This is a genomic window from Streptomyces crystallinus (assembly GCF_039521265.1).
Classification (GTDB): Bacteria; Actinomycetota; Actinomycetes; order Streptomycetales; family Streptomycetaceae; genus Streptomyces; species Streptomyces crystallinus.
On the sequence record NZ_BAAACA010000019.1, the window covers coordinates 94,349 to 114,691 of the forward strand.

23 protein-coding genes and 1 tRNA gene are annotated in these 20,343 nt (G+C 72.9%); 13 read left to right on the forward strand and 11 right to left on the reverse strand.

Translation table 11 applies throughout. The annotated features are described in order from the left end of the window. Positions 1 to 46 precede the first annotated feature (46 nt). Entirely contained in the window at positions 47 to 736 is a 690-nt protein-coding gene (locus ABD236_RS17780) for a pyridoxamine 5'-phosphate oxidase family protein (protein WP_344074725.1), read from the forward strand. Here the strand turns inward: ABD236_RS17780 and ABD236_RS17785 are convergent. The 3 genes from ABD236_RS17785 to ABD236_RS17795 form a co-directional block, all read right to left on the reverse strand. Further along, on the reverse strand, positions 640 to 2,697 hold the full coding sequence (locus ABD236_RS17785; protein WP_425543898.1) for a bifunctional glycosyltransferase 87/phosphatase PAP2 family protein: 2,058 nt from the start codon (positions 2,695 to 2,697) through the stop codon (positions 640 to 642). The two genes, ABD236_RS17780 and ABD236_RS17785, sit on opposite strands and share 97 nt — an antisense overlap. Positions 2,698 to 3,467: 770 nt before the next feature. Further along, positions 3,468 to 3,761 (reverse strand): hypothetical protein, encoded by a 294-nt coding sequence (locus tag ABD236_RS17790; RefSeq protein WP_344074726.1) that lies wholly within the window; start codon positions 3,759 to 3,761, stop codon positions 3,468 to 3,470. A 344-nt stretch (positions 3,762 to 4,105) separates the two neighbouring features. Continuing rightward, positions 4,106 to 4,708, reverse strand: coding sequence for a hypothetical protein (locus ABD236_RS17795; protein ID WP_344074727.1), 603 nt, complete (start codon positions 4,706 to 4,708; stop codon positions 4,106 to 4,108). Positions 4,709 to 4,798: 90 nt separating this feature from the next. Between ABD236_RS17795 and ABD236_RS17800 the strand changes: the two genes are divergently transcribed. After that, a complete protein-coding gene (locus ABD236_RS17800) occupies positions 4,799 to 5,302 on the forward strand; it encodes a GNAT family N-acetyltransferase (RefSeq protein ID WP_344074728.1) in 504 nt (167 codons plus the stop codon). 87 nt (positions 5,303 to 5,389) lie between these two features. On the opposite strand, the gene ABD236_RS17805 is transcribed toward ABD236_RS17800, so the two are convergent. Beyond that, a complete protein-coding gene (locus ABD236_RS17805; RefSeq protein ID WP_344074730.1) occupies positions 5,390 to 7,432 on the reverse strand; it encodes an MDR family MFS transporter in 2,043 nt (680 codons plus the stop codon). A 153-nt stretch (positions 7,433 to 7,585) separates the two neighbouring features. On the opposite strand from ABD236_RS17805, the gene ABD236_RS17810 reads away from it, so the two are divergent. Both ABD236_RS17810 and ABD236_RS17815 read left to right on the forward strand, forming a co-directional pair. Continuing rightward, positions 7,586 to 8,620: a peptidoglycan-binding domain-containing protein gene (locus ABD236_RS17810; protein WP_344074732.1), complete on the forward strand. Its 1,035-nt coding sequence runs from the start codon at positions 7,586 to 7,588 to the stop codon at positions 8,618 to 8,620. 158 nt (positions 8,621 to 8,778) lie between these two features. Next, on the forward strand, positions 8,779 to 9,450 hold the full coding sequence (locus ABD236_RS17815; RefSeq protein ID WP_344074734.1) for an HAD-IA family hydrolase: 672 nt from the start codon (positions 8,779 to 8,781) through the stop codon (positions 9,448 to 9,450). 251 nt (positions 9,451 to 9,701) lie between these two features. Here the strand turns inward: ABD236_RS17815 and ABD236_RS17820 are convergent, their stop codons facing one another. Beyond that, on the reverse strand, positions 9,702 to 10,283 hold the full coding sequence (locus tag ABD236_RS17820; RefSeq protein ID WP_344074735.1) for a TMEM165/GDT1 family protein: 582 nt from the start codon (positions 10,281 to 10,283) through the stop codon (positions 9,702 to 9,704). Between the two features lie 301 nt (positions 10,284 to 10,584). Then, positions 10,585 to 11,331, reverse strand: coding sequence for an ABC transporter permease (locus ABD236_RS17825; protein ID WP_344074736.1), 747 nt, complete (start codon positions 11,329 to 11,331; stop codon positions 10,585 to 10,587). 259 nt (positions 11,332 to 11,590) lie between these two features. Here ABD236_RS17825 and ABD236_RS17830 point away from each other — a divergent pair, with 259 nt between their 5' ends. The 3 genes from ABD236_RS17830 (at position 11,591) to ABD236_RS17840 (ending at position 13,801) form a co-directional block, all read left to right on the forward strand. Then, entirely contained in the window at positions 11,591 to 12,244 is a 654-nt protein-coding gene (locus ABD236_RS17830; RefSeq protein ID WP_344074737.1) for an HNH endonuclease family protein, read from the forward strand. Between the two features lie 278 nt (positions 12,245 to 12,522). Then, positions 12,523 to 13,005, forward strand: coding sequence for a DoxX family protein (locus ABD236_RS17835; protein ID WP_344074738.1), 483 nt, complete (start codon positions 12,523 to 12,525; stop codon positions 13,003 to 13,005). A gap of 154 nt (positions 13,006 to 13,159) precedes the next feature. After that, a complete protein-coding gene (locus ABD236_RS17840) occupies positions 13,160 to 13,801 on the forward strand; it encodes a DedA family protein (protein ID WP_344074739.1) in 642 nt (213 codons plus the stop codon). A 21-nt stretch (positions 13,802 to 13,822) separates the two neighbouring features. Here ABD236_RS17840 and ABD236_RS17845 read toward each other — a convergent pair whose 3' ends face one another. Next, entirely contained in the window at positions 13,823 to 14,053 is a 231-nt protein-coding gene (locus ABD236_RS17845; protein WP_344074740.1) for a DUF2277 domain-containing protein, read from the reverse strand. A 123-nt stretch (positions 14,054 to 14,176) separates the two neighbouring features. Between ABD236_RS17845 and ABD236_RS17850 the strand changes: the two genes are divergently transcribed. Next, the gene (locus ABD236_RS17850) at positions 14,177 to 14,602 is read left to right on the forward strand and encodes an RNA-binding S4 domain-containing protein (protein ID WP_344074742.1); all 426 of its coding nucleotides are present in this window, start codon (positions 14,177 to 14,179) and stop codon (positions 14,600 to 14,602) included. Between the two features lie 118 nt (positions 14,603 to 14,720). Continuing rightward, positions 14,721 to 15,002: a hypothetical protein gene (locus ABD236_RS17855; RefSeq protein WP_344074743.1), complete on the forward strand. Its 282-nt coding sequence runs from the start codon at positions 14,721 to 14,723 to the stop codon at positions 15,000 to 15,002. 127 nt (positions 15,003 to 15,129) lie between these two features. On the opposite strand, the gene ABD236_RS17860 is transcribed toward ABD236_RS17855, so the two are convergent. Both ABD236_RS17860 and ABD236_RS17865 read right to left on the reverse strand, forming a co-directional pair. After that, positions 15,130 to 15,909, reverse strand: a complete 780-nt coding sequence (locus tag ABD236_RS17860; protein ID WP_344074744.1) for a CbtA family protein — start codon at positions 15,907 to 15,909, stop codon at positions 15,130 to 15,132. 17 nt (positions 15,910 to 15,926) lie between these two features. Then, positions 15,927 to 16,151 (reverse strand): CbtB domain-containing protein, encoded by a 225-nt coding sequence (locus ABD236_RS17865; RefSeq protein ID WP_067158594.1) that lies wholly within the window; start codon positions 16,149 to 16,151, stop codon positions 15,927 to 15,929. Between the two features lie 258 nt (positions 16,152 to 16,409). On the opposite strand from ABD236_RS17865, the gene ABD236_RS17870 reads away from it, so the two are divergent. Then, positions 16,410 to 16,973 (forward strand): histidine phosphatase family protein, encoded by a 564-nt coding sequence (locus tag ABD236_RS17870; RefSeq protein ID WP_344074745.1) that lies wholly within the window; start codon positions 16,410 to 16,412, stop codon positions 16,971 to 16,973. Positions 16,974 to 17,039: 66 nt separating this feature from the next. On the opposite strand, the gene ABD236_RS17875 is transcribed toward ABD236_RS17870, so the two are convergent. Then, a tRNA-Val gene (locus tag ABD236_RS17875) sits at positions 17,040 to 17,111 on the reverse strand. A 171-nt stretch (positions 17,112 to 17,282) separates the two neighbouring features. On the opposite strand from ABD236_RS17875, the gene ABD236_RS17880 reads away from it, so the two are divergent. The 3 genes from ABD236_RS17880 to ABD236_RS17890 all read left to right on the forward strand — a co-directional run bounded on the left by ABD236_RS17880 (position 17,283) and on the right by ABD236_RS17890 (position 19,678). Then, positions 17,283 to 18,710, forward strand: a complete 1,428-nt coding sequence (locus ABD236_RS17880) for a coiled-coil domain-containing protein (protein WP_344074746.1) — start codon at positions 17,283 to 17,285, stop codon at positions 18,708 to 18,710. 108 nt (positions 18,711 to 18,818) lie between these two features. After that, positions 18,819 to 19,379: a DUF4383 domain-containing protein gene (locus ABD236_RS17885; RefSeq protein ID WP_344074747.1), complete on the forward strand. Its 561-nt coding sequence runs from the start codon at positions 18,819 to 18,821 to the stop codon at positions 19,377 to 19,379. Between the two features lie 71 nt (positions 19,380 to 19,450). Beyond that, complete coding sequence (locus ABD236_RS17890) at positions 19,451 to 19,678, forward strand: FmdB family zinc ribbon protein (protein ID WP_344074748.1); 228 nt, start codon at positions 19,451 to 19,453, stop codon at positions 19,676 to 19,678. Positions 19,679 to 19,683: 5 nt separating this feature from the next. Here the strand turns inward: ABD236_RS17890 and ABD236_RS17895 are convergent, their stop codons facing one another. Then, positions 19,684 to 20,343, reverse strand: a complete 660-nt coding sequence (locus tag ABD236_RS17895; RefSeq protein WP_344074749.1) for an O-methyltransferase — start codon at positions 20,341 to 20,343, stop codon at positions 19,684 to 19,686.

Consider the following 20,343-nt stretch of genomic DNA (forward strand, 5'->3'; position numbering starts at 1 on the left):
TGAAACAGTTGTGAGGGAACGTACTGACAACCGGATCGGTGGGGGAATGAGTCTTCAGGAACAGAATCAGCAGCTTGTGGTCACCGAGCGGACGCGGCATCGGCGGCTGCGGGAGCAGGGCAGCACCGAGGTGGCCGATCTCGACGCGATCCTGCGCGCCGGCTTCGTCTGCCATCTCGGGGTGGTGGTCGACGGGGCGCCGATGGTCGTCCCGACGGTGTACGGCGTCGACTTCGCCACCCGTACCCTCTACGTCCACGGATCCGTCGCCAGCCGCAGCCTCGTGCGGGCGCCGGACGCCACCGTCTGCGTCACCGTGACGCACGTCGACGGGCTCGTCCTCGCCCGTTCCGTCTTCGAGCACGGGGTGAACTACCGCAGCGCGATGATCTACGGCGTACCGCGTCCGGTCACCGGGGGCGAGGAGCTGCTGCACGGGCTGCGGATCGTCACCGAGAGCTGCGCGCCGGGGCAGTGGGAGTACGCGCGCGAGCCCAGCCGCAAGGAGCTCGCCGCCACCTCGCTGCTCGCGCTGCCGCTGGCGGAGGCGTCCGTGAAGACCGCGTCCGGCCCGCCCCAGGACGGGGACGGGCCGGACGGCGAGCTCGGGCTGTGGGCCGGGGTGGTGCCGGTGCGGACCTACTTCGACGCGCCGGAGCCCGACCCCGCCCTGCCCGCCGGCATCGCGGTGCCGCCCCATGTCGCCGCTCTGGGCGCGGGCGGCCCGGGCAGCTGAACGGCGCGCGGACCCGCCATCGCGTACACCAGGGCGAAGCCCGCGCCGACGACCGTCGCGCCGCCCACCGCGTCCAGGACCCAGTGGTTGGCGGTGGCGACGATCGCGCAGACCGTGAAGAGCGGGTGCAGCAGGCCCAGTGCCTTCATCCACAGCTTCGGCGCCACCACCGCGATCACGATGCCGCACCACAGCGACCAGCCGAAGTGCAGCGAGGGCATCGCCGCGTACTGGTTGGTGACGTCCGTCATCGCCCCGTAGTCCGGGTTGGCCAGGTCCTGCGGGCCGTGCACGGTGTCGATGAAGTCCATCCCCGGCATCAGGCGCGGCGGGGCCAGCGGGAAGAACCAGAACCCGACCAGGCCGAGCAGGGTGGCGAAGCCGAGCGCCGAGCGGGCCCAGCGGTAGTCGACCGGGCGGCGGACGTAGAGCACGGCCAGGATGGCCAGCGGGATGATGAAGTGGAACGTCTTGTAATAGAAGTTGAAGAAGGACAGCAGCCACTGGACGTGCTGGACCGAGTGGTTCGCCCAGTGCTCGACGTCGATGTGGAGCGCGCGCTCGATGGCCACCACGGTCCGGCCGTGCGCCTCGGCCGTCTCCCGCCCGGCGGTCGCCTCCAGGCGGATGTGGGAGTACGCGGAGTAGCCGACGCGGATGAGCAGGAGCTCCAGGAGCAGGTTGGGGCGGCTGAGCACCCGGCGCCAGAACGGCACCAGCGGAACGCGTGACCAGCGCGCCGGGGCCGGCTCCGCGTAGGTGGTGGGGACCGGCGACCGGAAGTGCTCGGAGGTGCGCGGCAGGAACGGGATGAGGCAGGCCGCCGCCAGCGCGGTCAACAGGGGGACGTTGTCCCGGACCGGCTGAAGGGACGCCATGTTGGGCAGCAGCACATCGCCCGGCAGCGTCATCACCAGGACGACGACGGCGGGCCAGGCGAGGCGGTCGCGCGCCTTGGCCCCCGCCCGGCCGACCATCGCGAGCAGCACCCACAGCAGTTGGTGCTGCCAGGCCGTCGGCGAGATCGCGACCGCGACGCAGCCGGTGAGGGCGACGGCCAGCAGCAGCTGTCCGTCGCGCGCGTACCGTACGGCCCGGCGCAGCCCGAGGACGACGACGGCGGCGGCGAGCGCCAGGAACAGCCCTATCTCCAGCGGGCCTTCGAGGCCCAGGCGGAGCAGGGCGCCGTGCAGGGACTGGTTGGCGAGACCGTCGGGGCGCGCGCCGAGCCCGGCGCCCGCCACGTGGTGCACCCAGTACGTCCAGGAGTCGTGCGGCATGGACGCCCAGGCCAGGGCGGTCGCGGCGGTGAAGGTGGCGGTGGTGGAGAGGGCCGCGCGGCTGCGTCCGGTGAGCCACAGCAGCGGGACGAAGAGCAGCACGGTGGGCTGGAGGGCGGCGCCGAGGCCGATGAGGACGCCGGAGCCGCGCTCACCTCGTACGGCGAAGCAGCCGAGCAGGACCAGCAGGACCGGGATGATGCTGGTCTGGCCGGTGGTGAGGGCGTTGCGCACCGGCAGCGAGACCATCAGCAGACTGATGGCGACCGGCGCGGCCAGCAGCGAGCTGCGGCGCGAGACCGGCCCGGGCAGCGCGCGGGCGGCCACGGTGCCGAGCACCGCGACGAAGAGCAGGGTGGAGAACGTCCAGGCCACGCCGAGCGCTTGCTCGGCGGAGTGGGTCAGCGGCTTGAGGACGAGACCGGAGAAGGGAGTTCCGGTGAAGTGCTCCCTGTCGTACAGGTCGCCCCTCACGTGCAGCACGCCGTTGGTGCCGGTCCAGGTCTCCAGGTCGGTGAGCCGCTCCCCCGGTGGCAGTCTCAGGACGTGCGCCATCTGCCGTAACGCGAGAATCGCGGCGACGAGCCACAGGACCGTACGGGCCAGTCCCACCCGGTCGTTCGCCGCACCCGAGTCCAAGTCCACCGTGCTGCCGCGTGTGCCGTGCTCCGCGTTCGCCACGCCCCGCCGACCCTCCCACCGCTCTCGTTGGCCCGTCGTTCGCCCGCCACACGGCCATCGGCCGTGGGCGGCCTGCCCTCAGAGCCTCGCACCACCCCACTTAAGAGACTCAGGCAACCCCCACTTCGCCTGACTGTCACCCGTGTTTTGACCGGAATCACACCGACCGGCTGCCGCCGGTATGCGGTGTACGGAGGGGGGCACTCTGCGGCAGAGGCGCCGGACGGCGAAGGGGCCTGCTCATGGGGGGGGGTTGCGGGCGGGTGCGGCGGGAGGGGCGCGGCGACCGAACCGTGACGAGCCTCACGTGGCCCCGGCCTTTGCCTGCGGGTGCGCGCCCCTTAGGTGCCCGGCCTTTGTCTGCGGGTGAGTGGGTGGCCGCTCGCGCAGTTCCCCGCGCCCCTTAGGTGCCCGGCCTTTGCCTGCGGCTGAGTGGATGGTTGCTCGCGCAGTTCCCCGCGCCCCTAAACCCGCCTTCGTCTGCGGGCCGTGGCCTCCTCTCGCGCCGTTCCCCGCGCCCCTAAACCCTCGTTCGTCTGCGGGCCGCGGAGGGCTGGTCGCGCAGTTCCCCGCGCCCCTTAGGGGGTGGGCCGCCGCCGGGAAACGCTGCTCAGCCACGGGCTTTTAGGGGCGCGGGGAACTGCGCGAGCAACCGGCCACGACCCGCAGACAAAAGAGGGGCACGGGGGCCCGCCCGAACGATCCGTACTACCAGGGGCGCGGGGAACTGCGCGACCGGCCCACCACACACCCGCAGACGAAGGCCGGGCTCAAAGATTCAGCAGCCGTTCCGTCAATTCGCGGCACTCCCGCAGCGCCACCCGCAACCCCTCCGTGTCATCCGTCGCGGCAACATCCCGCCGCTCCTTCACAAGCTCCGCCACCCGCGCCGCCGTCTCACCCAGCACCGCGTCCGCCTCCTCGAAGGACTTGCGCGGCTCGTCGATGAACCCGGTCACCGCCCGGTGCAGCCGCAGCGCCCACCGGTCGCGCTCCTCTGCGGGGAGCAGGGCCGAGGGCCCGAGGTCGGCGGGCGGCGGCGGCGCGGGCTGCTCACCGTCCACGGACGCCGAGACGACGGCGGACGGATCCGGAGCACCCAGCCCCGGATCGGAAGCCCGTACGGCCGGAGCGGGCGCCGAGTTCGCGGCTGGAGCGACAGCGGGAGCGGCGGCCGGAGCGGCGGCCGGAGCGGCGCCCGGGGCCGCGCCCGAAGCCGCCGCCGGAGCCGCACCCGAAGTCGCGCCCGAAGCCGCTGCCGGAGCCGCACCCGAAGCCGCGCCCGAAGTCCCGGCGGCATCGCCCAGCCCCGGCGCCGAGCTCCCCGCCGACGCCGACGCCTTGTCAAAGCCCGGCCCGGCGGCCCCGGCCGCCTCCGGTCCCGGCCCACCCGCGTCATGACCCCGCATCACGCCACACTCCCCTTCGCATGCCGCCGAGGCAGCACCGGCCGACGCGTCGGCTGGGCGTGGCGCGGGCCCGTCGTGAGGAGTTCCTCGAACAGGCTGCGGGCCTCGATGACCGCCTCCCGGATCTCCTCGGTGTCCCCGGTCCCCCGCGCCGCCCGGTGCACCCGGCGGTACCCGTCGAGCTGCCCGGCGTGGTGCACGGACAGCGCCGCGATCTGGTCCTCGTACGCCTTCGCCGCCGGGAAGCCCCGCTCCTCGGCCAGCCGGGCGACGAGCTTGTCGGCCGCCTCGGCCGCGTGCCGCGGCGAGTCGACGAACTGCTCCTGGATGCCCTGCCAGCGCACGAGGTAGTGCTCGCGCGCCTCGGGCGGCAGCGGACGTTCGGTGAGCGAGCCGTGCAGCTTCAGCCGCTCGGTCAGCTCGCGCTCGGCGGCCCTGCGGTCCCCGTCGTGCAGGACGACCGCCCGGTCGTACTCGGGGCCGAAGCGGCGTCGCAACGCGCGCCCGCCGGTCGCCGAGCCGCGCAGGGCGAAGCGGACGGCGATGGCGAGCGCGGCGAGTGCGAGCACCGCGATCAGGACGACAATCACGATCGTTGACATGTCTGCCTTCCCGGTGAGTTGGTCCTTGCCTCGCCGGGTTGCCGGGAATTCGGTGGCCAAACGGTCGCTGCGTCGGGTAGGCAGACGCCCATGAGTTGGATCATGAACCGCGAGCCCTATGACTCCCCCGACGCCACCTTGCTCCGCCGCGCGTACTACGACGAGGTGGCCAGCCGCTGGTACGGCCGCCCCGCCACCGACGAGGAGATCGAGCAGGGCCTGACCGACGACGGCGCCGACCGACTGCGCCCGCCCCTGGGCGACTTCGTGGTCGGCCGCCACGACGGGGCGGCGGGCGCCTGCGGCGGGATCCTGCTCTGCGAGACCGCCCCGGTCATCGACGGCACGGCCCCGGCGACCGCCGAGCTGACCCGGGTGTACGTACGCCCCGCCCTGCGCGGCACCGGCGGCGGCGCCGCCCTGCTCACCACCCTGGAGACGGCCGCCCGCCGCCTCGGCGCCCGCCGCGTCGCCCTGGACACCCGCCACGACCTGGTGGAGGCGCGGGCACTGTACGCGCGCAACGGCTACCGCGAGATCGAGCCGTACACGGAACGGGCTTATGCGGAACGGTGGTTCGCGAAGGAGCTGTAGAACGCTGTAGCACAAGGAACTGCCGAAAGGGGCTCTAGAAAAAGGAGCTGGGAAGCCTGGCAGCAGCCGGTGCGCCGTGAGGCCCCGTCACCTCGCGTGGTCGCGTCGGGGCTCCGGCCCGCGCGGCAGCTCGCCGTCCGACCCGGACAGCTCCGCCGTCAGCTCCTCCACCAGTGTGGCCAGGTCGGTGGGCCGGTCCGGACCCCACCAGTCGCCGAGCAGGTCCGCGAGGGAGTCCTCGCGGGCCCGGGCGAGCCGCAGGGCCGTCTCGCGGCCCGCGTCGGTGGCGACCAGCGCCAGCCCCTCGCGCCGGGCCAGCCCGCGCTCCTCCAGCTGGCGCCCGCCGGCCGACACCACCGTGAGCGGTACGGACGTGCGCTCGGCCACGAAGGCCGGTTCCGCCGAGCCGTAGTGGTGGATCCGCAGCAGCAGCCAGCTGGCGGCGGGCAGCAGATCGAGCCCGGCCCGGTCGGTGATCTTCACATAGATCGCGCGGCGGCCCTCCCGGGTGCCGAGCACGGACAGCGCCCGCGCGCACTCGTCGTACGACGAACGCTCGACCGGGTTGGACGCCACGGTCTGGCTGGCGTCGGGCGCGGTGACCGCGCCCCGCAGCTTGTCCTCGCGCAGAAACCAGGCGATGACGAAGGCGAGCAGCGTCACCGGCACCGCGTAGAGGAAGACATCGGTGATCGACAGCGCGTACGCGTGCAGGACCGGGGGCCGCAGCGACGGCGGCAGCGCGTCCAGCCCGCGCGGATCGGCGGCGAGCTCGGAGGGCCCGGTGCCCGGCGGCAGTTGGCGCCCGGCCAGCGCGTCGGCGAGCTTGCCGTTCAGCCGGTTGGTGAAGACCGTCCCGAAGATCGCCACGCCGAAGGAGGCGCCGATCGAGCGGAAGAAGGTCGCCCCGGAGGTGGCCACGCCCAGGTCGGAGTAGCTCACGGCGTTCTGGACGACGAGGACGAGCACCTGCATGACCAGTCCGAGCCCGGCGCCGAAGACGAAGAAGTAGAGGCTCATCTCCCAGGTGGAGCTGGTCTCGGTGAGCCGGTGCAGCAGGAGCAGACCGACGGTGACGATGGCCGTGCCCGCGATCGGGAACACCTTCCAGCGGCCCGTACGCGACACGATCTGGCCGGACGCGGTCGAGGTCAGCAGCAGCCCGAGCACCATCGGCAGCATGTGCACACCGGACATGGTCGGGCTGACGCCCTGGACGACCTGGAGGAACGTCGGCAGATACGTCATCGCCCCGAACATCGCGAAGCCGACGACGAAGCTGATGACGGCGACGAGCGTGAAGGTGCGGATACGGAACAGCTTCAGCGGAAGCACGGGTTCCGCCGCTTTCCGCTCGACCGCGACGAACGCGCCGAGCAGCACCGCGCCCAGCACCGCGAGCCCGATGATCTGCGCCGAGCCCCAGGCCCAGGTGGTGCCGCCGAGCGAGGCGACGAGCACCAGACAGGTGGCGACGGAGGCGATCAGGACGGTGCCGAGGTAGTCGATGGTGTGGCGGGTGCCGTGCACCGGGATGTGCAGTACGGCCGCGATCACCAACAGCGCGACGACGCCGATCGGCAGGTTGACGTAGAACACCCAGCGCCAGCTGAGGTGCTCGGTGAAGAGCCCGCCGAGAAGGGGCCCGAGGACGCTGGTGGCTCCGAACACGGCCCCGAACAGCCCCTGGTACCGCCCGCGTTCGCGCGGTGAGACGAGATCGCCCACGATCGCCATGGACAACACCATCAACCCGCCGCCGCCCAGCCCCTGGAGCGCCCGGAAGGCGATCAGCTGCCCCATGTTCTGGGAGACGCCGCACAGCGCCGAGCCGACGAGGAAGATGACGATGGCGGCCTGGAACAGCTTCTTCCTGCCGTACTGGTCGCCGAGTTTGCCCCAGAGCGGGGTCGCGGCGGTGGAGGCGAGCATGTACGCGGTGACGACCCACGACAGGTGCTCCATCCCGCCGAGCTCGCTGACGATGGTCGGCAGGGCGGTGGAGACGATGGTCTGGTCGAGGGCGGCCAGCAGCATCCCGAGCAGCAGCGCCCCGATGGCGACGAGCACGGTCCGCCGCTCCTGCCCGACGCCGGGCGAGAGTGCGGTGGGGGCCGTTTCCTGAGCCATGGACCGCCCCTCTCTGTCTCGCTCTGGCCCCCCGCCTCTCTCCATCCTGCAAGCAATGCCGGAATCCGGCCTGCCGGACCACCCCGGGCCCCGCGCCGCGCCCGCCCTCCGGCCCTGCATAATCGCAGGCAGTTCAAGGGGAGGGGACCCACGATGAAGCCACAGGCATGCCCGGAATGCGCCAGACACCACGAGCCCGTCCCGGGCCCCTGCCCGGCCCGCGCCGCCGAACCGGCGACGGCGGAGGACTTCGATCCCCTGCGGATACGGCCGTACGTGACGTTGGAGAACGTCGGGGCCGCCCCATCTGGGGGCGAGGTGGGCCAGGGTGCGGAGCCCGAGCTGGGGACGACCGGAAACCCTGAGCTGACCATGCCGCTGACCCCGGTCCCTTCAGGGGCAGCCCACGCCCGTGCCGAGGAATCCACCCAGGACCAGCCCGTCCTCCTAGGGGCGCGGGGAACTGCGCGAGAAGAGGCCACCGACCCGCACCCGACGACCCACGCCCCTGCCGGGGGACCCGCCCAGGACGACCCCGTCCTCCTAGGGGCGCGGGGAACTGCGCGACCAGCCCACGACGGCCCGCAGACGAGCCGCCGCCGCAGACTCCCCCTCCTGCTCGCCCTCGCCGCAACCGCGGCCCTCGTCGCCTACGCCGCCTCCCAAACCCTCTTCGCCGGCGCCTCCGACAACACAGCGGGCGCGGCCACCACCGTGAGCACCGCCCCCGACGACGCCTCCCCCACCCCCACAGCCACTGCGACCCCCACCCCCACAGGCACGGGCACTGCCCGCACCACCACCCCCACCCCCCACAGGACCGGCACTCCCACCCGCACCCCCAAGCCCTCCCGCCACCCGGCCACCACGCCCACCCCCACCCCCTCCAAGATCACCGGCACCGGCGCGGTCGGCACCAGCACCGCCCCGGCCCCGCCGCCCCCGGCCGCGACCACGGCCCCCGCGACCGCGCCCGTACTGCGCAAGGGCGACAACGGCCCCGAGGTCGCGGAACTTCAGGACCGGCTCGCCCAGTTGACGATCTACAACGGGAAGATCGACGGCCACTTCGGCTCGAAGACGGAGAACGCCGTGCGCACCTACCAGTCGTACATGGGCCTGGAAGCCGACCCCCCGGGCGTCTACGGCCCGGAGACCCGCCGCGCCCTGGAGGCGCAGACGTCTTGACGCACGGGCAGAACGCCCGGCCAGGACCACCCGACCACCCCGGTTGGACCATTCGGCCCTTTGTTTTGTATCGTAGAGAAACAAAGTGGCTCCGCCCGTACTCCCTGACCGGCGGGCGGAGCCACTTGTCTCTGCTCCCGCACCCAGGAGTCCCGCCGATGACGGCCACCCCCACCACCCTGACCGCCCGAGCCCTCCTGCTCGACATGGACGGCACGATCGTCAACTCCGACGCCGTGGTCGAACGCTGCTGGCGCCGCTGGGCGGTGGAACACGGGCTGGACCCCGAGGAGGCCCTGAAGGTGGTCCACGGACGCCAGGGCTACGCCACCATGGCCGTCCTCCTCCCCGACCGCCCGATGGAGCAGAACCTCGCGGACAACCGCGTGATGCTGGCCGAGGAGACCGCCGACACCGACGGCGTCGTCCCGGTCCCGGGCGCCCCGGCCTTCATGGCCTCCCTCGCCGGGCTGCCGCACGCCCTGGTGACCTCGGCGAACGAGCCGCTGGCCCAGGCCAGGATGGGCGCGGCCGGACTCCCGGTACCGGCCGTACGCGTCACGGCCGAGCGGGTCGGCGCGAGCAAGCCGGACCCGGAGGGCTTCCTCAAGGGCGCCGCCGAACTGGGCTTCGCCCCGGCGGACTGCGTGGTCTTCGAGGACTCCGAGGCAGGCATCCAGGCGGGCCTCGCGGCAGGAATGCGCGTGGTGGGCATAGGCCCCCGAGCAGCAGCACACAACCCGACGGCGTACGCCCCGGACCTGACCCACGTAACAGTGACAGCAACCCCAAAGGGCAACCTCACCCTCACCATCACCCCACACGCCTAGCGACCCGCAGCCCCCCGGACCAGCCGTACTACCGAGGGGCGCGGACGCCGGGCAACCCGTACTACCGAGGGGCGCGAACACCTGCCGGGCAAGCCGTACTACCTAGGGGCGCGGGGAACTGCGCGAGCAACCGGCCACACACCCGCAGACAAAGCCCGGGCACACCAGGGGCGCGGGGAACTGCGCGAGCAACCCACCACCGGCCCGCAGACAAAGCCCGGGCCCCACACCCCGCGCCCCAAAACACCGGTTCAGCCGGTAATGGCCTCAAACAGGCTGAACCCAGCCAACGCCCCCATCAACCCCGCCGCAACCTTCGTGATCAACCGCAGCGGCACGTACTTCATCAGCGTCCGCCCGCCCAGGATCCCCAGCCCCGCGACCGCCCACAGCGCCAGCACCGCGCCGAGGCCCACCGACAGCGGGCTGTCGTACCGCGCGGCCAGGTTCGCCGTCATGATCTGCGTGAGGTCCCCGAACTCGGCGACCAGGATCAGCATGAACCCGGCCCCGGACACCTTCCAGAACGACTGGTCGGCCGGGGCCTTCACCCCGTCCTCCTCCTCGTCCTTCTTGAACAGCAGCATCGCCGCGCCCGCGAGGAACAGGACGCCCACGATCGCCTGGAGCAGCCGGTGCGGCAGCAGGGTCAGTACGCTGCCCGCCGCGATGGCCAGCGCCACATGCAGCAGGAACGCGGCCGCGACGCCGACGAACACGTACGACGCCTTGTAGCGCGTACCGAGCATCAGGCCCGCGAGCGCGGTCTTGTCGGGGAGCTCGGCGAGGAAGACCACGCCGAAGGTGATCGCCAGGACGGTGAAGCTGAGCACGGGAAGGTTCCTCAATCGGTCGGGCGGGACGCGGCCGTACCGAGAGCGTTTCGCGAAAAGTATCCGGGGTCGCTTCGGCACGGCAGCGCCATGAAGCGTCACGGACATGGTCACTGCGGCCGAAGGTCTCGCTGGCGGGCCCTCACGGGTCCGCCTCCGGGCGCCGGCTGGTCTCTCCCTGGGGAGGTTCCAGCAGTATGTCGACGGTCCGGCGAAGAGCTACTCCCCTTCTGCTCCGTACAGAATACGCGATGCCCCCGCATCCGGGGCAGGGACCAAGGTCCCGGCCGGGCCGAGAGCGTCACACCACACCAGGCACCCGGTGCACCCTCCCCCGCGCCACCAGCTCCAGCACCACCGACACCGCCACCGCCTGCACCGCCATCAGCGCGACCAGCACGAACAGCTGCACCGCCCCCGCCTGCACCGGTGAGGCCCCGCCGAGCAGCATGCCGACGAACGCGCCCGGCAGCGTGACCAGGCCCACCGTCCGGGTCTGGTCGAGGCCGGGCAGCAGCGCGTCGGACGCGGCGGTCCTGGCCACTTCGAGCCGGGCGTCCCGGTCGAGCAGGCCGAGCGCCATCCCCGCCTCCACCTCGCCGCGCCGCGCGGTCAGCTCGTCCAGCGCCCGCCGCCCGCCGAGCACCGTCGCGGTGAGCGCGCCGCCGATGAGGATCCCGGTGACGGGGATCAGCGCGATGCCCCTGGCCGGGACGAGACCGGTGAGCAGCAGCGCGCCGACCACCGGCACCACCCCGGCCGCGATCGGCAGCGCGGCCCACCGCCAGGTGGCGTTGGACGTCATCCGGCGTCCGGCGGTGCGCACCGCCACCGCGTACATCAGCAGCAGGAAGCACAGCAGCAGCGGCACCGAGCCGACCACCCAGCGGATCGCGGCCGCCACCACCGCGAGCTGAACGGCCGCGCGCACCCCGGCGACCAGGATCTCCCTCGCCCGGCCGAGCCGCGCCACCGCCGCGACCCCGGCCGCGACCAGGAGCAGTACGGCGAGAACGACCCCGAGCGTGACATTGACGGGCAGCAGCACGCGCCCACCGTACGCCGGGGAACCGGCCGGGAACCGCCCCGGCGCCCGGTGGGGCAAGCGTGGCATACGGGGCGTCAGTTCCCTTGCGGGACAAGGACGATCAAGGGGGACCGAAGACGGCTCACCCCTTGATGTGACGTGCCCATGTCGCCACCCTGTTACCTGGCGCCCACCTGGCCGAAACCCGGTGCCGCCACGATGACCGGGCCGCGCACCCGCGCGCGTCCGGCCAAGGTCCCCCCACACACAGGGAGTTCGCATGTCAGGTGTCTACGCGCGTCGAATAGCCAGGCTCTCCGCGCTCACCGCCTCCGCCGCCCTGCTCGCCACCGCGAGCCTGCTCACCGCCCCCGGCGCCCAGGCCGCACCCCCCGCCCCGGTCAGCGCCGCCACCGCCCGCGGCTATCTCGCCGCCATGCCCGCCACCCCGGAGGGCTCCTCCGACGGCTACAGCCGCGCCAAGTTCCCGCACTGGATCACCCAGTCCGGCACCTGCAACACCCGTGAGGTCGTCCTCAAGCGCGACGGCAGCAACGTCGTCACCGACTCCAGCTGTGCGGCGGTCAGCGGCAGTTGGTACTCCGAGTACGACGGCGCCACCTGGACGGCCGCCGCCGATCTCGACATCGACCACGTCGTCCCGCTCGCCGAGGCCTGGCGCTCGGGCGCCTCCTCCTGGACCACCGCGCAGCGCCAGGGCTTCGCCAACGACCTCACCCGCCCCCAGCTGATCGCCGTCACCGACAACGTCAACCAGGCCAAGGGCGACAAGGACCCGGCCGAGTGGCTGCCCTCGCGCACCGCCTACCGCTGCACGTACGCCCGGATGTGGGTGGACGTGAAGCACTACTACCAGCTCACCGTGGACTCGGCCGAGAAGGCCGCGCTCCAGTCCGTCCTCAACGGCTGCTGAGGTCCCGCGAGTCGCCACTCCCCCCGCCCCCGTCGACGCCACCCTGCGCCGACGGGGGCGGGGGCTTTTGCGCGGCCACCCCCACAGCGCATTCGTGACCCTGCGTACCGGCGCGTTTGCCGTACGTCCACGTATGCCCCCCGTAAAGATGAATTCCAGCCAGCCTCAACCGGAATCACGCCACTTACTTAAACTTGAACTTGCAAGTACTAATCAGGTCTCCCTAACCTTGAGGCTCCACCGGCCCCGTCCCCCACCCCCGAAGGAGCCCGTCCCCCATGGCTTCCCCCACGCTCTCCTCCGCTCTGCCCATCGAGCGCGCCAAGCCCTACGCGCTGGGCCTGTTCCGCATCGTCACCGGCTTCCTCTTCGCCTGCCACGGCGCCGCCTCGCTCTTCGGCTGGTTCGGCGGCGCGGCCGGGACCGGCGGCACCGTCGACACCGGCGCCTGGCCCAACTGGTACGCGGCCGCCATCCAGCTCGTCGGCGGTGTGCTGATCATGGCCGGGCTCTTCACCCGCTCCGCCGCCTTCCTCTCCTCGGGCTCCATGGCGTACGCCTACTTCGACGTGCACCAGTCCGGCGCGCTGCTGCCGCTTCAGAACGGCGGCGAGAACGCCGCGATGTTCAGCTGGGCCTTCCTGCTGCTCGTCTTCACCGGCCCCGGCGCCCTCGCCCTCGACCAGCTGCTCGGCGGCCGCTCCGCCGCGGCCGTGGCGGAGCCCACCGCGGCCGCCAGCCCGGCGGGCACGGCGCGCTGACACACCGACACGCCCGCGAGAGGTGACCTCGGCTCACCCCTGACACCCCACCCCCGAACGGAATCCCCACGCGCCCCGGGCGTACGCTGTACGGCTGTACAGCGACCCGGCCGCAGACCAGCGACAGCGGGGCGCATTCCGTTCGGGGGTCGTAGTGCTGGAGAGTGTGGGGTCGCTGACCGGCAGCCCATGGATTTACGCCGTGGTGACGGTCTCCGTTCTCCTGGACGTGTTCCTCCCCGTGCTGCCCAGCGGGGTCCTGGTGATCACCGCCGCAACCTCCGCGGCGGCCGGCTCGACCACCGCGGCGGGCGCCCCGCACGCCATACGTGACGTGCCCGACCTGCTGCTGCTCGCCGCCTGCGCCGCCGCCGCATCGGTGCTCGGCGACCTCGTCGCGTACCGCCTCGCCTGGCGCGGCGGGGCGCGGCTCGACCGGGCCATCGCCCGCTCCCGCCGGCTGACCCGGGCACAGGAACGTCTCGGCGCCGCACTGAGCCGGGGCGGCGGCGCGCTCGTCGTCATCGCCCGGTTCGCCCCCGCGGGCCGGTCCGTCGTCTCGCTGGGCGCGGGCGCGGCGCACCGCACCCCCAAGGAGTTCCTCCCCTGGTCCGCCCTCGCCGGGGTGGCCTGGGCCGGATACAGCGTCAGCCTCGGCTACTTCGGCGGGCGCTGGCTGGGCGCGACCTGGCTCGGCACGGGCATCTCCGTCCTCGCGCTGTTCGCGGCGGGCTCGCTGGCCGCCTATGTCATGCGCCGCCCGAACGCGACCGCGGCGGCCACCCCGGCGGCCTGACCGGTCCGCTCGCCGGAGGGCCTAGGCCGGGGTCCTGACCGGCACGCCCCGTATCTCCAGGCCTTCGAGCAGCTCGGCCGTGGCCCGCGCTATCTCGTCCACCGCCCGCTCGAAGACCTCCTGGTTGTGCGCCGCGGGCGCCCGGAAGCCGGAGACCTTGCGCACGTACTGGAGCGCCGCGGCGCGGATCTCCTCGTCGGTGGCCTCCTCGGGGAGGGCCGGCGGCCTGAGTGTCTTGATGCTTCTGCACATGCCCCCAGTGTGACGGGTACCACTGACAACGGCCCCGGATGATCTTCATCGCGCGGGGCGCCGGCCCGTACCGCCCCGCAATCGGGGGCCGCCCGGCGGGCCCATGAGTCTAGAGTCGACAGCATGGCGGCAGCAGACGAGGTGAAGACACAGGGGCCCAAGGGGCCCACGGCGCAGGCGGGGCCCTCGGAGCCCGTGCGCATCGACAGCTGGATCTGGTCGGTCCGGCTCACCAAGACGCGCTCCATGGCGGCCACGGCCTGCCGGGCGGGCCACGTCCAGCTGAACGGCGAGCGCGTGAAGCCCGCGCACACCGTGAAGGTGGGCGACGAGGTGCGGCTGCGGCTGGAGGGGCGCGAGCGGGTCGTCGTGGTCTCCCAGCTCATCCGCAAGCGGGTGGGCGCGGCCCTCGCGGCCGAGACCTATGTCGACAACAGCCCGCCGCCGCCCGCCCGCTCCGACGTCCTGGCCGCGGGGCTGCGCGACCGGGGCATGGGCCGGCCGACCAAGCGTGACCGCCGTGAGATGGAGCGGCTGCGCGGGCTGTAGGGGTCAACGAGGCATTGGCCTCCGGGTAACTCGGAGGCCAACTTCCGCTGGGGCGGAGTAACTTGGAGGGCGCCCGGGGGCCAGGGGAGCCCCCGATCCGTCCCTAGAGGAACACGCCATGATCCTGTTGCTACTCGTCCTGGCGCTGGTCCTGTACGGCTTCGGCTTCAGTCTCGGCGGCATAGTGCTCTGCGTCGCCGTCGTGGCCGTACTCAGCGCCCCACGCCGTGGCCGCTCCACGGCACCGACCGGCGGCTCTTCCGGAGCCGGCGGATCAAGCCGTGGCACGGACACGGACTATCGGGCCTACCGCGCCCGCCGGGACCGTATGGACCGGTGGGAGCGGCGCTACCGCAGGGAGCGGCGAAGCCGTCTGTTCTCCCTGCGCCGCCCGGACTGATCGAGCGCCACGCAACGAGCACCAGCGCGACGAGCACCACCGGAACGACGGAACACCGAGCCCGGCCCACGCGCGCGAGGGCCCCGGACCGAAGCCGGTCCGGGGCCCTCGTGCGTGCGGTGCGCGGTCAGTGGGCGGCCGCGGCCTTGCTGTCGCCGCTGACGGGCTCGCCCGCGCCCCGGGCGCCCACCGGGGCGGCCGTGGGCACCAGGAGCCGTTCGGCGAGGTGGCCGAAGACCAGCCCGAAGCCGGCCCACAGGGTGACCTGGATGGCGAGGGCGGCCAGCCGGAACTTCCACAGCAGCATCGCCGGGAAGTCCTTCGGCACCTCGTTGACGGCGGGCAGGAGCGCGTACGCGAGCCCGACGGCGACCAGGAAGGCGGCCGAGGCGGCGACGGTGGCGTTCCAGTTGCCGAGGCGCGGTGCGAGCCGCTTGCCGAGCAGCACGGCGGCGACGGCGAGCAGCACGCTCAGCGCGATCATCAGGAAGTACAGGGCGGTGCGCTTGCCGATCGTGTCGGGGTCACCGACGGACGGCGGGTTCGCCGGGTACTTCAGGAACGGGACGACATAGACGGTCAGGAGCGCGCCGAGCGAGACGAACGCGGCGGTGGCGCGCGGCCCGAACCGGCCGATGCGGCCGAGCGCGACACAGAACGCGAGCGCGGCGATGCCGCCGACGGCCACGCCGAACACCAGCACACCGGTGGCGAGACCGCCGGTGGCCTGGAGGGTGCGGCTGAACACCTCTTCACCGTGTTCGTGCGCGTGCGCCTCTTCGAAGTCGATCGCCGCGTCCACCCGGGGCTCGCCCAGGACGTACGCCACGACGAGCGCCAGGGCGCCCGCGACCAGACCGGCGATCATGCCCCGGACCAGCAGGGCTCTGACGGACAGGGAGTTCACGAGTCGTTCCCCGGGCCTCAGTGGCAGGGGAAGCCGAGCAGGTGGCGCCCGTCGTGCAGCCACTCATGGACGTTCTCACCGGAGAAGACGCTGGTGGCGCCCTGCTCGGAGCCGACGAAGTAGAGCAGCACGAGCATGAGGATGCCGAAGAAGAGCGCCCAGGGAGCGATCGCCTTGAGGGATATGGGGGTGATGGCCGGCGTTGCTTCGGCGCTGGGCGCAGGGGCGGCGGAGAGTGCCACGGCAGAACCTCCTGGGGAACACGCGTCCCGGTCATTGGTGCCTTTGTCGACGGTGGTGGGTCTGACTTCCCCGCCTCCGCCCCTTGTCGAGGGGCTCGCCGGGTTCACAGTGGCGCGACCGTGCCGGATTCTCACCGGACTTCCTTCACACCGTCTTTATGTCGACGAGACCGTACCGCGTGAAGGAGCGCTCCGCTACGGCGTGCGGGAGCACGGCCCCCGCGCGAACTGCCTGAACGGCCGTGCTCTGCTTGACCCATGACCGTACGCGTGATGTTGATCTCACCCCCGGCCGACCGCTACGCGCGCGAGGCGAGAGTCGGCGACGACGCGGCCGCCCCGGACGAGGGCGCCCTGCGCCGGGTCAAGGCCGCGGCGGCGGCGCTGCCGGTGCCGGCCCGCCGGCTGAAACCGCCGTCCTCGCTCTACGAGTTGGCGGACGGCCTGCCCACGGGCGACGAACCGGCCCTGGCCGACTGGGACCTGGGCAGCTGGCGCGGGCGGCGGCTGGACGAGCTGAGCGCCGAGGAGCCCACGGGGGTACGGGCCTGGCTCACCGATCCCGCGGCCGCGCCGCACGGCGGGGAGAGCCTGCTCGCGCTCGTCGCGCGCGTGGGGGCCTGGCTGGACACGCTTCCGGCGGCGGGCGGGCGGATCCTCGCGGTCGCCTCTCCGGCGGTGGTCCGCGCGGCCGTCACGCACGCGCTGGCCCTGCCGCCCGCCTCCTTCTGGCGGCTGGACGTGGCGCCCCTGACGCTGACGGAGCTCTCGGGCCGCTCGGGCCGCTGGAACCTGCGCTGCGGGCGGCCCGCGCAGGGCTGAGCCGCGGGCCGGGCCCGGGAACGCCGAAGGCCCCCGCCGTGATCGGCGGGGGCCTTCGGTGACGGGTGGGCATGGACGGTTTCGAACCGCCGACATCTGCTTTGTAAGAGCAGCGCTCTACCCCTGAGCTACACGCCCGTGGCACATCCGTGGATGAGGGAACAGCGTACATGGCCTCCCGGGCAGGGCCGCAAACCCGTTCGCGGCGGCGGGCCGGCGAGCGGGCGCGCGCGAACTAATCGGCCGGTGTGTTCGTCCTTACCTGGTGGGAGAATGAACCGGCAGGCGGACACGGCACGGGAGAGGGATGTGACGGCGACACACGCGCGGCCGTACAGCAGAGCGGGTGCCATCGTCCCCGAAGCCGGAGCCGGAACCGGAGCGCGGACGGGCACGCGGTCCGCCGGGGCGCGGCAGGCCCTCGCCGACACGCTGGCGCTCGTCGCGCTGCCGCTGGCGCTCGGGGCCGCGCTGCTGCCCGGGGCGTTCGCCGGAGGCGGGACGCGGCGGTGGTTCGGCGGGCGCGGGGAGAGTGTGCGGGCCGACGCCCAGGCGGCCAAGGACGCGGCGGCCGCCGCCTTCTACGAGCTGGACACCGCCCAGCGCGATCTGCGGATCTCCATCGAGACGATCACCGCCGTGGACAGCTCGCCGCGCGCCCGCAAGGCCGTGGACGACTTCGCGGCGCTGGGCCGGCGGATCGACGAGGTCAGCAACGACTACATCACCGCGGTCGACGCGCACGACCTGGACCGCGACGACCTGGACGCCTCGGTGGCCTCCCGGGCCCGGGGCGAGCTGACGAAGGCCAAGGACGACCTCGTACGGGTCAAGGGCGAGCTCGACCGGTTCGAGCAGAGCCTGGGGCCGCTGCTCTCCACCGCCGAGACGCAGCTGGCGCGGCTGGCGCCCGCGGTGGAGCGGGCGCGACAGGCGCTCCTCGCCGCGAGCACCGCTCTCGATTCGGTGCGGGCGTCCGGACTGAGAGCGGACGATCTGGCAGCCCGTCTCGCCGCCCTCGCCCCCGAGCTGACCAAGCTCAACCAGGGCGCCGGACAGCACGGCGTGCCCGAGACGCTGGAGCGGGCGGGCCGGGTGTTGCGGGAGGCCGAGGGGGTGCGCGCGGAGGCCGAGCGGCTGCCGGAGCGGGCCGCCGAGATCGACCGCAGGCTGGTCACACTGCGCACCCGCGCCCAGGCGCTGACCACCCGGGCCGGGACCGTCGACCCGGTCCTGAGCGAGCTGCGGCGCCGGTTCGCGGCCGCCTGCTGGCAGGACCTCCAGCAGGTCCCCGACCAGGCGCTGGTGAACGTACGGCAGGCCGAGGAGAAGCTGAAGGAGGCCGCCGCCGCGCGCGACGAGCAGCGCTGGGCGGACGCGACCTCCCGGCTGAGCACGGTCAGGGCGCTGCTCAACGCCACCGACGAGGCCGTCTCCGCCGCCGGGGACCGGTTGCAGCGCCTGAACGCCGTGGCGAAGGACCCGCAGCAGGAGATCCAGCGCACCCGGTTCGCGATCCGGGACGCGCAGCGGCTGGCGATGGCCGGCCGCAGCACCCCGGACCCGCGCCACGCCGCCCCGCTCGACGACGCCGTGGCGCGCCTGGAGCGGGCGATCGCCACTCTTGAGGGCCGCCACCCCGACTACTGGCACTTCCTCACCGAGACCGAGCAGGTCCGGCAGACGGCCGCGCGCGTGGTGGCGCAGATCCGCGAGGAGCGGGGGCACGGGGCCTGACCGGTCCCAGGAGCGGGAGCGGCTTCGTCACCGCGCGTCACCGGAGGAGTTGTCGCGACCGCGCCGGGGGCGGATCCTGGGGGTACGGACGACACGAGGAGGCCGCCCATGGCCACCCAGCCGCTTCATCACCTGCGCCACCCGACGCACGCCCCCCATGTGTCCCTCGACGAGCATCTGCCGGTGGACCACCGGCTGAGCCGGGTGTACCGGTTCGGCGCCGGGATCATGGGGCTCTTCCTGCTCGTCTTCGGCATCCTGGGACTCACCCACAACATCGGGTTCTTCGACACCGGCGGCAAAGAGGTCGCCGGGCTGAGCACCAACGGCACGCTCAGCGTGATCTCGATCGTCGTCGGGGCGCTGCTCCTGTACGGCATGGTCAAGGGCGGCAACTTCGCCTCCTGGATGAACATGTCGCTCGGAGTGCTCTTCCTGATCAGCGGATTCGTGAACCTGGCCCTGCTGGACCGGGGCTCGGCGAACTTCCTGGCCTTCAAGATGCAGAACGTGATCTTCAGCTTCCTGGTGGGCCTGGCGCTGATGGTGTTCGGGATGTACGGGCGGGTGGGCAGCAGCCTGCCGCACGACAACCCGTACTGGCGGGCGCGGCGCGAGGCGGAGGCCCAGGCGGAGCCGGGGGCCGTGCGGGAGCGCCCCATCCGGTGAGCCGGGCGGGCCGGGCGGCGGCGTTGTCCACAGGCCTCACGCCGCCGCCGTCGGCCCGTTAGCCTGGGGCCATGCCTCGCTATGACTACCGCTGCCGCTCGTGCGGCGACACCTTCGAGATCAGCCGGCCCATGGCGGAGTCCGCCGCGCCCGCGGCGTGCCCTGCCGGGCACGAGGACACGGTGAAGCTGCTGTCCACCGTGGCGGTGGGCGGCCTTTCCAAGTCCGGGCCCGGGCCCGCGAGTGCCCCCTCCGCGGGCGGCGGTGGCGGGTGCTGCGGTGGGGGCTGCTGCGGGTAGGGCCGCTACCGCTTCCGCGCCAGCGTCAGGCCGTCCGCCACCGTCAGCATCACCGTGTCCATCCGCTCGTCCCGCCGCACATGCTCGTTGAAGCGCTGGATCCCGGCGGCGGGACCGGTCGCCGCCGGGTTCAGGACCTCACCGCGGAACAGCACGTTGTCCGCCGCGATGAGGCCGTTCTGGCGCATCCTGGGGACCAACTCCTCCCAGTACGCGATGTAGTTGTCCTTGTCCGCGTCGAGGTAGGCGAAGTCGATGTGCGGCTCGGCGGGCATCGCCCGCAGGGTCTCGACCGCCGGTGCGATCCGTAGGTCCACCTTGTGCGCCACGCCCGCTCTCGTCCAGGCCTCGCGGCCGTACGCGGTCCACTCCTCGGAGACGTCGCACGCGATCAGCCGTCCGTCGTCGGGCAGCGCCAGCGCCATGGCGAGCGCCGAGAACCCGGTGAAGGTCCCCACCTCCACCACGTGCCGGGCGCCCGCCAGCCGGACGAGGAACGCCAGCAGCGGGGCCTGCTCCTCGGCCGACTGCATGCCCGCGTGATCGGGCAGCCGGGCGTACGTCGTCTCCACCAGCTCGCGCTGCACCGGCGCCAGCGGCGGGTTGTGCGCCAGCATGTACCCGTACAGCTCGTCGGTGATCCTGGTCGTGTTTCCCTTGGCCAT

What these genes read in the sequence shown, in the direction of transcription:
- ABD236_RS17805 (WP_344074730.1), bottom strand. Translation starts at nt 7,432, where the DNA reads ATGGCTCAGGAAACGGCCCCCACCGCACTCTCGCCCGGCGTCGGGCAG.
- ABD236_RS17830 (WP_344074737.1), top strand. Translation starts at nt 11,591, where the DNA reads ATGTCAGGTGTCTACGCGCGTCGAATAGCCAGGCTCTCCGCGCTCACC.
- ABD236_RS17855 (WP_344074743.1), top strand. Translation starts at nt 14,721, where the DNA reads ATGATCCTGTTGCTACTCGTCCTGGCGCTGGTCCTGTACGGCTTCGGC.
- ABD236_RS17810 (WP_344074732.1), top strand. Translation starts at nt 7,586, where the DNA reads ATGAAGCCACAGGCATGCCCGGAATGCGCCAGACACCACGAGCCCGTC.
- ABD236_RS17780 (WP_344074725.1), top strand. Translation starts at nt 47, where the DNA reads ATGAGTCTTCAGGAACAGAATCAGCAGCTTGTGGTCACCGAGCGGACG.
- ABD236_RS17890 (WP_344074748.1), top strand. Translation starts at nt 19,451, where the DNA reads ATGCCTCGCTATGACTACCGCTGCCGCTCGTGCGGCGACACCTTCGAG.
- ABD236_RS17895 (WP_344074749.1), bottom strand. Translation starts at nt 20,343, where the DNA reads ATGGCCAAGGGAAACACGACCAGGATCACCGACGAGCTGTACGGGTAC.
- ABD236_RS17870 (WP_344074745.1), top strand. Translation starts at nt 16,410, where the DNA reads ATGACCGTACGCGTGATGTTGATCTCACCCCCGGCCGACCGCTACGCG.
- ABD236_RS17845 (WP_344074740.1), bottom strand. Translation starts at nt 14,053, where the DNA reads ATGTGCAGAAGCATCAAGACACTCAGGCCGCCGGCCCTCCCCGAGGAG.
- ABD236_RS17795 (WP_344074727.1), bottom strand. Translation starts at nt 4,708, where the DNA reads ATGTCAACGATCGTGATTGTCGTCCTGATCGCGGTGCTCGCACTCGCC.
- ABD236_RS17815 (WP_344074734.1), top strand. Translation starts at nt 8,779, where the DNA reads ATGACGGCCACCCCCACCACCCTGACCGCCCGAGCCCTCCTGCTCGAC.
- ABD236_RS17850 (WP_344074742.1), top strand. Translation starts at nt 14,177, where the DNA reads ATGGCGGCAGCAGACGAGGTGAAGACACAGGGGCCCAAGGGGCCCACG.
- ABD236_RS17835 (WP_344074738.1), top strand. Translation starts at nt 12,523, where the DNA reads ATGGCTTCCCCCACGCTCTCCTCCGCTCTGCCCATCGAGCGCGCCAAG.
- ABD236_RS17800 (WP_344074728.1), top strand. Translation starts at nt 4,799, where the DNA reads ATGAGTTGGATCATGAACCGCGAGCCCTATGACTCCCCCGACGCCACC.
- ABD236_RS17885 (WP_344074747.1), top strand. Translation starts at nt 18,819, where the DNA reads ATGGCCACCCAGCCGCTTCATCACCTGCGCCACCCGACGCACGCCCCC.